The organism is Hymenobacter glacialis, from assembly GCF_001816165.1.
Classification (GTDB): domain Bacteria; phylum Bacteroidota; class Bacteroidia; order Cytophagales; family Hymenobacteraceae; genus Hymenobacter; species Hymenobacter glacialis.
On record NZ_MDZC01000101.1, the window covers coordinates 111,012 to 123,032 of the forward strand.

Consider the following 12,021-nt stretch of genomic DNA (forward strand, 5'->3'; position numbering starts at 1 on the left):
TTACCGTTGCTCCTACAAGGAATCAAGCAGCCACAGCACGATAAATATCACACCGATAAGTGCAATTATTGAACCTATCAGGGTGTTGAAAATACCAACCAGCAAGCCAACCAGCAACAGGATGAGGCCTGTACGAAGGTTACCGCTGATAGCAGCGGTTTCCGACGTAGAAGCGGTATTGTTGTGCTGGCGCATGGCACCCGACTTCTGAATGAGCTTGTCCATCTTCCGGGTCACTTTGCTCAGGGCGATGCGCTGGGCCAAGTTGGTCTTGGGAGCGGGCGTGGCAACGACCGAAGCTGCCGCAACGGTGCTGGCTGCTGCTACAGCAGCCGCTACTTCTTTGGTAGCAGCCTGGGGCGTGGCAGTGGTGGCTACGGCAGCCGGAGCTTCCTGTGGAGCAATGGCCTCAGCGGCAACCGGGGCCGTGGCAACGGCAGTGGTTGGAGCCTGGGTCGGCACGGGCGTGGCTACGCGGGTTACGCCGTGGTAAGACGAGCCCTTGGGCAGCATGGCGTATTCGGCACGGTTGCAGCTACCCAACGTAAGGGCGCAGGCAGCTACCGCAATGAACTTAGCAAAGGGAGGAAAGATGTTTTTCATGGGTAAGTGGTGTATGAAAATGGAGAAATATTCGTTCTACGGCCAAATGTACACGTTGGTGGTTTTTAGTTGAGCAATTTCTTATTCAAACATGAGATTATTGATTTTACATCTTATTGCCAAAGCGTTGTAGTTGAGCTTTCCTTCTGCTGAACGACAGACAGGCAATTGCTGTTGGCCGTACCGTGTGTGCTTACTTGCGAATTGATATGAGGTATTGTATTTCGAATTGGCAACGGGCGCTGTGCCTGATGGGGGCAAGCTGCGGCGCGGCCGGGCTGCTGCTGGGCTGCACCCAGCTTCCCGCCGAAACCACTCCTTCGCTGGCCGCTGCTCAGTTCCTGCAGGCTGACACCAGCGGCTACGTCATGGCTCCGCCCCGCGACCCAAATGGCATTGGGACCTACTACCTGGGGCGCCAGATTGCCCACGTAATGGGCCACGAAGGCGCCGACTGGCTGGAGCGCAACGGCCGCCAACAGGAAGAAGGCACCGATTTGCTGGTGAAAGAGCTTCGGCTCAAACCCACCGACGTGGTGGCTGACATTGGGGCGGGCACGGGCTTCTTCTCTTTTCGAATGGCCGAAAAAGTCCCCCAGGGGCAGGTATTAGCGGTCGATATTCAGCCCGAAATGATTGCCTCCCTCCAGGAGAACAAGCGCAGATTCAACGTCACCAACGTGCGGCCGGTGCTGGGCACCACCACCAACCCCGCGCTCCCCGCCGACGGCGTGGACCTGGTGTTGATTGTGGACGCCTACCACGAGTTTGACCACCCCCGGGAGATGGGGCGGGCCATTCGGCAGGCGTTGCGCCCCGGCAGCGGCCGCCTGGCTCTGGTAGAGTACCGCGCCGAAGACCCCGGTGTGCCCATCAAGCGCATCCACAAAATGAGCGTGGAGCAGGCCCGCAAAGAAATGGCCGCCGTGGGCCTCGAATTCGTGGAAGCCATTGAAACGCTTCCCCAGCAGCACCTGCTGATGTTCCGCCGGCCCAAGTAGCAGACCGAGCGGCACAGCCAAAGTATGCCGGAGCCTGGTTGCTTGGGGGCTGGCTACTCGGTAAAGCGGGGTTCATGGTGGGCAGGGTGGTCTTTCTGTCCGACCTTTGCGCCCATGAATGCCCCTCACCCCCGCGACCTTTCCATTCACGATTTCTCGTACCCGCTGCCGCCCGACCGCATTGCGCCGGAGCCTCTGCCCGACCGCGCCGCCAGCCGCCTGCTGGTGAGCCGCAACGGGCAGCTCACAGACCAACGCTTCCGCGACCTGCCGAACGAGCTGCCAGCGGGTGCCCTGCTGATATTTAACGATACCCGCGTGGTGCGGGCCCGCTTGCTGGCCCGGCGCCCCACCGGCGGGCAGGTAGAGCTGTTTTGCCTGGAGCCGGTGGCCCCGCATCGCAGCCTGGAAATGGCGCTGCAGCAAACCGGTAGCTGCACCTGGCGCTGCCTGGTGGGCAACGGCCGCCGCTGGAAAGAAGGCCCCGTGCTCCTGGAGTTTGAAACCGCCGACGGGCAGCCCGCCACCCTTTGGGCCGAACGCCAGGTCCAGGAAGCCGGCACCGCGCTCATTGATTTTAGATGGGAGCCGGCGGAGCTGCCTTTTGCGGAAGTACTGCGGGCGGGCGGCCACCTTCCCCTTCCTCCCTACCTCGGGCGCCCGGACACCGCCACCGATGCCCTGCGCTACCAAACCGTGTACGCGGTCGCCGAGGGGGCCGTGGCGGCGCCCACTGCCGGCCTGCACTTCACGCCCGAGCTGCTGGCCGAGCTGGCGCAACAGGGCTTTTCAACGGGGCACATTACCCTGCACGTGGGTGCGGGCACCTTCCAGCCGGTGAAGGCCGGCCGCATGGCCGACCATCCTATGCATACCGAACCAATTATTGTGACGGCAGCGCTGTTGCGGCAATTGCTAAGCCACCGGCCCCAACCGGTGCTGGCCGTGGGCACCACCAGCCTGCGCACCCTCGAAAGCCTGTATTGGCTGGGAGTGGGCTTGCTTAAGCCTGCCACCGTGGCAGCCGGTGAGGTGGCTGGCCAACCGGAGCTGCTGGTTACCCAGTGGCAGCCGTACGATATGGCCGCTGCTGCCGATAACATCAGCGCGGAAGTGGCGCTGGAAGCCCTGCTCAAGCACCTGGAGGCCAATGGAACCGATACGCTGCAGGCCAGCACCCGGCTGCTCATTGCACCAGGCTACCGCTTCCGGCTCATCGATGGCCTCATCACGAACTTCCACCAGCCCGAAAGCACGTTGTTGCTGCTGGTGGCAGCCCTGCTGGGGCCCGGCTGGCGCACGGTGTACTACCACGCCCTAACGCACGAATACCGCTTCCTAAGCTATGGAGACAGCTCGCTGCTACTGCCGGGCACGGCAGAGGTTAGCGCAAATAGTACGGAACGCTGCTGATAACCTCTGGGTTGAACCTGCGTACAAGCCGTACTTTCTTCAAATTATATAGTATCACCCATTTATTATCCACCCAATCATGAAAAAGTCTCTCATGTTGCTCGCTGGTCTGGCACTTGCCACCACCGCTGCCAACGCTCAGGAAGTTACCCCTGCTACGCCCAAAACCGAAGTTGAAGTGCGTGACAACGGCACTGTGAAAACCACTACCATCACTGGCAAGACCAACGTTGGCGCGGCCCTTGAAAACACCAAAGACGCGGCTGGCAATGTGGCTCGCAAGAGCGCCCGCGCAGCGAAGCGTGCCGCTAAAAAAACGGCTAACCTTGCGGAGCGTGGGGCCAAAAAGACCAAGCGCGCTGTGAAAAAAGGTTCTCAGGAAGCCAGCTCGGCGGTGAAGGAAGGCACCCAGAAACTGGAGCAGAAGACCGAGTAGACTGCCCCAACGCATTGTGTCAACTCGCTAGTAACAAAAAATCCCCAGCCTGACGGTTGGGGATTTTTTGTTAACAGTAAATCGCCCAAAAGTAAACTGATGTACCTCTGGCAGTCATGCCGAGCCTGTCGAAGCATCTCTATCGCGCAGGCAATCAATTTTACTGCTGCGGTAGAGATGCTTCGACAGGCTCAGCATGACGTTCTTTTAACCATGGCCATTATTGGCTCACTTGCCTGGGGTTTCGTGCAGCTCGTGGCGCACTCGTTCCAGCACTCCTCTGCCGAATAGACTCATGCCCGCGTTCAGGACCACCAGGGCCGCTGTACCCGCTGCTACCCATTGGGAGGTTGGCGCTTTCTCGTCTTTCATGTGGCCGGCCCATTGCACCATGCAAGCGCCCGCGCCAATGGTAGTGAGGCCGAGTGGGGCAAACAGCAGCCATTTATTTTTGTGTGTCATAGGAAGGAGTAGATGAAATGATGCGGGAGGAAAGGCACCTGTACCGGCGCAGCATGCGTTCGGCGCGTACCTTTCGGCTTTCTGCTTACGCACCTCACCCCGACGTGTTACGACGGCCGCACCCGGCCCTTTTCCCATGAGTCCTTACGAACAGCTGCTGCACCTCGCCTTCACCGCCCCCAACGATGTGAAGTATTACCTCACTCCCACCACCCTGCGGGCCCACGACCAGCTCCGCAGCGCGGCACCGGCCGACAAGCCTTTCCGCTTCGAGCAGGTGCGGCTGGGCCTAGCTATGAGCATTCTCAAGCTGGTATCGGAGCTGGGCGACCACGACGAGAGCCGGCAGGTGCTCGACGTGCTGCACCGGGCCCTGAGCGAGGCCCGCTCGCCCGAGGACATTGACCGCATCATTGGCCGCGAAGCCCGCCTGTTTGACCGGCTCTATGAGAACCTATATGTAAACGAGGAGGGCGAAGAGTTGCTTAATCTCTTCGGCCGCACCCTCGACGCCGATGCCCCGCAGCTGCTGGAGGAGGTGGCCCAGGAAGCCGTCGACTTAGCGCGCACCCTCGACTTCAGCACCGACGAAGAAGAGGACTAAAGCACGTCCTCAGATTTAGGCAGTCTTGCGCCTTATGGGAAGTAACTAGGTTTTGGCCAGCGCGTTATGCTAAGCTTGCCGAAGCATCTCTACCGCTTCGTATGAGTCGGTAACGTAGCGGTAGAGATGCTTCGACAAGCTTAGCATCACGTTCTTTTTGCTTTCAAACAGCTTCATGCCAAGCCCACCAAACGACTCCCCCCAGACGCAAAAAAGCCGCTCCGGATACCGGAGCGGCTTTTTTGCGTCTGGGGCTGTGCTTAGTAGCCGGGGTTCTGAATGAGCACCGGATTAGCGGGGTCGTTCAGGTCGGTTTCGCGCTTGGGAATGGGCAATACCAATCGGTTATCGGTTATTAGAATGACGGTGCCATTCGAGGTAACGAGGTTGGTGCCGGTCCGCTTCAGGTCGTGGATGCGGAAGCCTTCGAAAGCCAACTCCAGCTGACGCTCGCGCAGGATGGTGGCCAACCCGTTGGCTGGGGTCAAATCGGCCAGGGTGAGCGGCGTGGCACCGGAACGCGTGCGGATGCGGTTGAGGTCGGCGAGGGCCGTGGTCAGGTCGCCGGCACGGAAGGCAGCCTCGGCCCGAATCAGGTACATCTCAGCCAGGCGAATGACCGGAATGTTCTGACCGAACGTGGTGTACTTACCAGTCCGCAGGGCAACGTTCGGAGCCGACACCCGACGGGCACCCGTGCTGTTGTACAGCAGCGGGTCTTTGCCCCGGGCATCGTTCGGTCCGTACTGAGCAGCAAATGCTGGCAGCACCAGTACGTCGCCACGGCCTACGCCGCCAAGGCTGGCGTAGTGGGTAGCCAAGCCGCTGTTGGCGGTACCGGCGTTGTTCTGGTCGTTCTGCTGAATCTCCAGCAGCGTCTCGGAACCGTTGCGGCCGCGGAACACCGCTTCCAGTGTAGGCGCCAGCGACTTGCCGCTGGTTTTGATAACTTCATCGGCCTGCACGCCGGCTTCCGCGAAGCGGTTCTGCTGCAGGTACACGCGGGCCAGCATGGCCTTGGCAGTGAAGCGAGTTGCCCGGTTGCCGTTGGTGGTGGGCAATAGGGCGATAGCCTTGGTCAGGTCGTCGATGGCCTGCGCATAAACCTGCGCCACCGTAGAACGGGCAATCTTGCGGTTGGCCTCTTCTACCGTACGCACCGGAACCAGGCTGATGGGTACGCCCAGGTCAGTAGCAGCAGTGGCAGCGTTGTACTGCTTGCCATACAAACGCACCAGTTCAAAGTACATGGTGCCCCGCACGAAGCGGGCCTCGCCTTCGAAGCGGGTTTTCGACGCAGCATTCTGCACCACTGGCAGGGCGTCAATCACCAGGTTGGTTTGGTTGATGGCCTGATAGGCTTCACGCCAGATGGTTTCCGCCGTGCTGTTTTCAGCCCGCGTATTGCGGTTTGCGATGTCACGGAAGTTACCGAACGTGCCCTGGAAGCGGATGTAGGTGTCCACGGTAGCCAAGAGCTCGGGCACCAGAATGAGGTTGGTACCGTACAGGTTGGAGTTGCCCAACTGGGCATACAAGCCTACCACGGCACTGGTCACGTTGGCCTCCGAGTTGAGGGCCGTGCCAGCATCAACCGACTGGAGCGGGTCAATGTCAAGTTGCTTGTCGCACGAGGTCAGAACCAGGGCCAGGCCCAGGGTCAAGACAGTCGCCGAACGGGAAAAGAAATTTTTCATCGATGTCGTTGCTAATGCGGATGATTAAAGGCCGAGGTTGATGCCAACCAGGAAGGTTTTGGCAAGGGGCGGCGTGTAGAAGTCGTGACCGATGAGGAAGTTGGCAGCGCCGAATGCGGCCGTGTTTACCTCTGGGTCGTAGCCTTCGTACTTGGTGAAGGTGAACAGGTTCTGGGCCGAAACATAAACCCGAGCCGACTTCAGGAAAGCCCGCTTGGCCAGATCCGAAGACAGGTTGTAGCCAAGGGTCACATTCTTCACGCGGAAGAACGAACCGTCGGTTACCCAACGCGACGACTGCGACGTGCCATTGCCGCCGTAAAGACGCAGCTGTGGAACATTGGTCATATCGCCGGGGTTCCGCCAGGCATTCAGCTGGTCAAGGGTCTGGTTGTCGAAGTAGTCACCGCTGGCCGACTGGTAGATACCGGCGGCGTTGTAGAGGTCGTTGCCCGACACAAACTGGCCGAGCACGCTCAGGTCCACGCCCTTAAAGGAGAACGTGTTGGTGATACCGCCCGTGAAGTCCGGGTTGGGGTTGCCCACCACCTGCAGCGCTGCCTGGGACACGTTGGCAGTAGTGCCTCCGTCGGCATTGAAGTAAAGAGCATCGCCGTTAGCGGGGTCTACACCGGCAAACTTGCGGCCGTAGAAAATGCCGATGGGCAAGCCTTCGCGCACGCTACCCAGGTACTGGCTCTGGATGGGCGCCGCCAGCGAAGTGATTTTGTTGCGGTTGAACGAGATGTTGAAGTTGGTGCTCCATTTGAACGCCTTGTCGAAGTTGCGCGTGTTGAGGCTAAACTCCAGACCGCGGTTGTTCAGGGTGCCCACGTTTTCGGTCACGTTGCTGTAGCCGTTCACATAAGCCAACGGACGGTTCAGCAGCAAATCGGTGGTTTTCTTCTCGTACACGTCGATTTCACCCGAAATACGGTTGTCAAAGAAGCCAAATTCCAGGCCCAGGTCGGCTTGGGCAGTGCTCTCCCAGGTCAGGTCGGGGTTGCCCACCCGGTCGCTGGGCTGAATGCCCGCCTGGTCGGCGTAAGGCAGGGCGTTGAACAGGCCGCGCGACGAGAAGTTACCGATTTCGGCGTTGCCCGTCAGGCCGTAGCTGGCGCGCAGCTTCAGGAAGTTCAGGATGCTGTTATCCTTCAGGAAGCTTTCTTCCGTGACAACCCAGCCAATGGAACCAGCCCCGAAATTGCCGTACCGGTTGTTGGCACCGAAGCGCGAAGAGCCGTCGCGGCGCACGCTACCCGAAACCAGGTACTTGTTGCGAAACGAGTAGTTGACACGGGCAAACTGCGACAGGAAGGCAAAGCCTTCCTGCGAGGAGCTGGCATTGGTCTTGATGGCCGCGCTGGCAATTTTGGTAAACTCTGGGTTGGGGAAGCCCCGTCCTTCTGCCGACGTGCGCTTGCTGTCGGAACGCTGGAAGGAGAAGCCGAGCAGGGCGTCGAAGTTGTGGTCTTCGTTGAGGGTAAAGTTGTAGTTGGCGGTGTTGTTGGTGGTGTAGTTAATAACCTGCACCTGGTTGCTGTAGCCGTAGCCGGTGTTGCCACCGGTCTGGGTACCGGCACCGCGGTAAATCTCCTCGTTCAGGTTCAGGAAGTCGGCACCGATTTCGGTACGCACCGTCAGGTTCTTGATGGGGTTGAACGAAAGGAACGCCGTGCTGAACGAGCGGTAGGTACCGGCCCGGTTCGAGCCCTTGTCCAGATCAATCAGGTTGTTGTAGTAGAGGGTGTTGTCGTTGAGCTTCGTGCCCTGGGACGGGTCATTTGGATCTACCGGAATGCGCAGTGGCTGCAGGGGCGGCAGGGCGTTGAGCTGCAAGGGGTTAGTAAAGGCGTTGTCGTTGGGCGTCCGGTCGTTTACCGAGCGGGTCAGCGACAGGTTCAGGCCCACTTTCACCCGGTCCGTAATGGAATGGTCGAGGTTGATGCGGGCACTGCCCCGGCGGTAGCGGTTGCCCACAATAATACCCGTCTGGTCGTTGAAGGTCGAGCTCAGGAAGAAGCGGGTTTTGGCATCGCCGCCGCTCACGTTGAAGTCGTACTGCTCCACGCGGCCTTTGGTGAGAGCCTCCGAAGCCCAGTCCGTATTAGAAGTCGAGTTGATGTCGATGCCGTTGCCTTCAAATTCTTCAGCGGCGTCATAGCCCTCGTTTTCGGCTGCCTCGGTAAACAGCTGCTTGTATTGCGCCGCGTTCAGAAAGTCACGCTTGCGTGTGGCGGTGCTGGTGCCCACGTAGTAACCCGCGTTCACCTTGGTCACGCCCTGGCGGCCTTTCTTGGTATTCACGAGAATTACCCCGTTGGAAGCCCGCGAACCGTAGATGGCCGCCGAAGAAGCGTCCTTCAGGATGGTGATGCTCTCAATGTCGTTCGGGTTCAGGTCGGCCAGCGGGTTCAGCGGCTCGGTGTCCGAGCCCACGTCGGTCGACGTGGCGGGGATGCCGTCAATTACATATAGGGGCTGGTTGGAAGCCGTCACCGACGACGAACCCCGCACGCGGATTTGCACGCCAGCGCCGAGCTTGCCCGAGCCCTGGTTGATTTGCACGCCGGGCGTGCGGCCCTGAATGGCCTGCTCAAAGCTGACCGTGGGCACGTTTTCCACGTCCTTGGCGGTGAGCTGGGTTACGGAGCCGGTCAAGTCAGCCTTCGACTGCGTGCCGTAGCCTACCACTACCGCCTCGCTGAGCTGGGTAGTCGAAACGGTCAGCGTCACGTTGATGGTGCTCTGGTTGCCCACGGCAATGGACTGGGCAGCGTAGCCCACCGAGCTGATGACGATGGTTGCATTGGGCTGCACCGTGAGGTTGAAGGCACCGTCGGCGTTGGTGCTCACACCGTTAGTGGTACCACGCTCCAGCACGGTAGCACCGGGCACGGCCCCGCCGTCAGAGCCCTTCACGCGGCCGCTAATGGCCTGCTGTGCCCAGGCGGGCACTGCAAACAGGCATATAGCCAGCAGCGAAAATAGTTTGAGATGAGTAAAGAATTTGTGTTCCATGGGGGAAGGAGAAAGGTTGGTGAATCGTTAAAAATGCAGCGCTCTGTTAAAAAAAGCCCTGTTGACAGGCAATGGCACCCTTAAAATTTCGGAATGGTATCCGTATTATCACATAATGCCACAGCGAAGGTAATTACACATGGCTATTTTATTCGTTTAAATTGGTGTAACCGCTTTAATTATTGCCAGTAACCGATACCAAGTATCACTTTTATAGTAATATGGCTACCCATACCCGCCACTGTGCAGGCAGTCGTTGGTAGCAGCGCCTGCTGTGCGTGCCTACCTTTACCGTGCTAACCTTGCCGCGACCATAACCGGCGCCGCTGTTTCGTCATTCGCCTCAATGCCACTCATTCAGTACCTCACCACTGCCGACGCAATTGCCACTGCGGCTGCCCATTTTGCTACCCTGCCCCGCATCGGCATCGACTTGGAGTTCGACGACATGCGCCACCGCTACGGGCGCCACCTGGCCCTGATTCAGATTTTTGATGGCAAGGAAGCATACCTAATCGACCCACTGCCACTCCCCGACATGGCTGCTGGCTTGGAGCCACTGTTTGCCGTGCTCCGCGACCCTGCCGTGGCCAAAGTGTTTCATTCGTGTAAGTCGGATATTCTCCTGCTGGATGAGGTATTCGGGGTCAACTGCCTCAATATTGTTGACACCAGTGTACAATTTACATTACTTGCGGCAGAAGACAATAACATCTCTCTGGGCCGGCTCATTCAGGCCGAGCTCGGCTTTGAAGTAGACAAAGGCGAGCAGAAATCGAACTGGTTGAAACGCCCCCTCACCGAAGCCCAGAAGGAGTACGCTGCCAACGACGTGCTCTACCTTTTTGAGCTCACCGACCGTCTCACTGCCCGCCTCACCGAGCTGGGCCGCAGCGACTGGGCTGCCCAGGAAAACCTGGCCCTGGAAGCCGTGCGCTACGGCCGCGACGACCCGCGTCCGTGGTCGCGCAACGCCGCCAAATACAAGATTTCGGCCCAGGAAATGCCCATTTTCCGGGAGCTGTACATGCTGCGCGACACCATAGCCCGCCAGCTGGACCGCCCGCCCTACCACGTGGTGAGCAACGACCGCCTGGCGGAGCTCACGCGGCAGCCCATCGAAACGCCCTTGCAGCTGCGCACCGCCAATGGCCTGCACCCCGAGCTGAAACGTTCGCCCTACGCCGAGCAGCTTTTGGCCATCGGCACCACCGACCTGGAGCCCGATGCACCGCTGGCGCCCGAGCAGCGCAAGTTTCCGTTCCGGCGCCGGCTCAACGGGCCCGCCGCTACGCGGGCCGAAGCGCGCGAAACCCTGTTGAACACGCTGAAGACCCTGCTCATAACCGACCACGGCAGCACCCTGGCCAATATGGTGCTCAGCAACCGCCTCATTGCCGAAATCATCGAGCAGGGCGCCGAGTTGGCCCTGCGGCCCTGGCAGCAGCAGCTCCTCCGCGAGTCGGCTGAGCGCCACAACGAGGATTACCGGCAGATTGCGGAGCCCTTCTAGACCAAAAATCATCCCGCCGAACACGTGAACGAAACCGGCGAGCGCTGCCCTTTTGTTAACTGTGAATCGCGGGCGGCCGCGCCGGTCAAAATTGAGCGGCAGGCTGCGCGGGAAGAATTTGAGGCCGCGGTGGCCGAATCAGTACAAACCAGTTGAGTATGCGCCAAGGTCTTTTATTGGGGGGGATACTGCTGCTATTGGTGCTGGCGGCGGGCGGCTATGCCGCCTGGCGCCTGCTGTACCGGCCCAACGTGCGGGCTTTGGCCGAAGGCCCGGCGTACCTCTACATCCGCAGTGGCACCGGCTTCGCGGCCGTGCTCGATTCGCTGCAAAAACACGAGTTGCTGCTGGAGCCCGGTAGCTTTGCCTGGGTGGCGGCGCAGCAGAAGTACCCGGCGCAGGTGAAAGCCGGGCGGTACCGGCTGGACGCCGGTATGGGGAATCTTGACCTGGTGCATATGCTGGCGGAAGGCCGGCAGGACACGATGCAATTCGAGCTGAAGCCATTTCACTACCTCGACCGGCTGCCGCGCCAGGTGAGCCGGCAGCTGGAAACGGACTCCTTTAAGCTGCAACTGCTGCTGGGCAACAACGCCGGCCTGCAGGGCCGCTATCAGCTGGACACCTGCACCATTCGCACTATGTTTATTCCCGGCCGCTACCGCTTGCTATGGAATACCGGCGCCGAAGCCTTTCTGGACACCGTGGCCGCCACCCACCGCCGCTTCTGGACCAGCGAGCGCCGCCGCCGGGCCGATTCGCTCAAGCTCACGCCCGTGCAGGTGAGCGTGCTGGCCAGCATTGTGCAGCGCGAAACTGCCCAGGCCACTGACAAGCCCCTTATTGCCGCCGTGTACCTCAACCGCCTGCGCAACGGCCAGCCTCTGCAGGCTGACCCCACGCTGCTGTGGCCCCTGCACGGCCTGGGCACCCGCAAGCGCGTGCTGAACGTGGATAAAAAGGTGGATTCACCCTACAACACCTACCGGCACAAAGGCCTGCCCCCCGGCCCCATTACCACGCCCCTGCCCAGCTCCCTGAACGCGGTGCTGCGCCCGGCCCACAACAAGAACCTGTTTTTCTGCGCCCGTTCCGACGGCAGCGGGTTCTCGGATTTTGCCGAGACTTACGCCGAGCACAAGCGCAACGCCCGCCGCTACCATCGCCGGCTCGACAGCCTTGGGGTGAAGCGGTAGGTAGCGCTTAAAGGCGACTTCGGGGGCGCTGGGATTGCGGCTGCCAAGAACAGTTTATTGCCTGCCGAACCATGC

At 60.1% G+C, this 12,021-nt stretch carries 10 protein-coding genes; 6 read left to right on the top strand and 4 right to left on the bottom strand.

Going from position 1 to position 12,021, the window contains the following annotated elements; genetic code table 11:
* Positions 1 to 12: 12 nt before the first annotated feature.
* Complete coding sequence (locus BEN48_RS15255) at positions 13 to 603, bottom strand: hypothetical protein (protein WP_070735793.1); 591 nt, start codon at positions 601 to 603, stop codon at positions 13 to 15.
* Positions 604 to 812: 209 nt separating this feature from the next.
* Here BEN48_RS15255 and BEN48_RS15260 point away from each other — a divergent pair, with 209 nt between their 5' ends.
* The 3 genes from BEN48_RS15260 (at position 813) to BEN48_RS15270 (ending at position 3,453) form a co-directional block, all read left to right on the top strand.
* Positions 813 to 1,604, top strand: coding sequence for a class I SAM-dependent methyltransferase (locus tag BEN48_RS15260; protein ID WP_241502292.1), 792 nt, complete (start codon positions 813 to 815; stop codon positions 1,602 to 1,604).
* Between the two features lie 114 nt (positions 1,605 to 1,718).
* Positions 1,719 to 3,017 (top strand): S-adenosylmethionine:tRNA ribosyltransferase-isomerase, encoded by a 1,299-nt coding sequence (locus tag BEN48_RS15265; RefSeq protein WP_070735796.1) that lies wholly within the window; start codon positions 1,719 to 1,721, stop codon positions 3,015 to 3,017.
* Positions 3,018 to 3,096: 79 nt separating this feature from the next.
* A complete protein-coding gene (locus BEN48_RS15270; RefSeq protein WP_125932679.1) occupies positions 3,097 to 3,453 on the top strand; it encodes a hypothetical protein in 357 nt (118 codons plus the stop codon).
* A gap of 228 nt (positions 3,454 to 3,681) precedes the next feature.
* Here the strand turns inward: BEN48_RS15270 and BEN48_RS15275 are convergent, their stop codons facing one another.
* Positions 3,682 to 3,915, bottom strand: coding sequence for a hypothetical protein (locus BEN48_RS15275; RefSeq protein ID WP_070735800.1), 234 nt, complete (start codon positions 3,913 to 3,915; stop codon positions 3,682 to 3,684).
* Between the two features lie 136 nt (positions 3,916 to 4,051).
* Between BEN48_RS15275 and BEN48_RS15280 the strand changes: the two genes are divergently transcribed.
* Positions 4,052 to 4,519, top strand: a complete 468-nt coding sequence (locus tag BEN48_RS15280; RefSeq protein ID WP_070735802.1) for a hypothetical protein — start codon at positions 4,052 to 4,054, stop codon at positions 4,517 to 4,519.
* Positions 4,520 to 4,779: 260 nt separating this feature from the next.
* Here BEN48_RS15280 and BEN48_RS15285 read toward each other — a convergent pair whose 3' ends face one another.
* Together BEN48_RS15285 and BEN48_RS15290 are read right to left on the bottom strand one after the other, a co-directional pair.
* Positions 4,780 to 6,216 carry a RagB/SusD family nutrient uptake outer membrane protein gene (locus BEN48_RS15285; protein WP_070735804.1) on the bottom strand — a complete coding sequence of 479 codons (1,437 nt, stop codon included), beginning with the start codon at positions 6,214 to 6,216 and terminating at the stop codon, positions 4,780 to 4,782.
* A gap of 24 nt (positions 6,217 to 6,240) precedes the next feature.
* On the bottom strand, positions 6,241 to 9,237 hold the full coding sequence (locus BEN48_RS15290; protein WP_070735805.1) for a SusC/RagA family TonB-linked outer membrane protein: 2,997 nt from the start codon (positions 9,235 to 9,237) through the stop codon (positions 6,241 to 6,243).
* A gap of 346 nt (positions 9,238 to 9,583) precedes the next feature.
* On the opposite strand from BEN48_RS15290, the gene BEN48_RS15295 reads away from it, so the two are divergent.
* Together BEN48_RS15295 and mltG are read left to right on the top strand one after the other, a co-directional pair.
* On the top strand, positions 9,584 to 10,750 hold the full coding sequence (locus BEN48_RS15295; protein ID WP_070735807.1) for a ribonuclease D: 1,167 nt from the start codon (positions 9,584 to 9,586) through the stop codon (positions 10,748 to 10,750).
* 158 nt (positions 10,751 to 10,908) lie between these two features.
* The gene (gene mltG / locus BEN48_RS15300; protein ID WP_070735809.1) at positions 10,909 to 11,946 is read left to right on the top strand and encodes an endolytic transglycosylase MltG; all 1,038 of its coding nucleotides are present in this window, start codon (positions 10,909 to 10,911) and stop codon (positions 11,944 to 11,946) included.
* Positions 11,947 to 12,021: the final 75 nt, after the last annotated feature.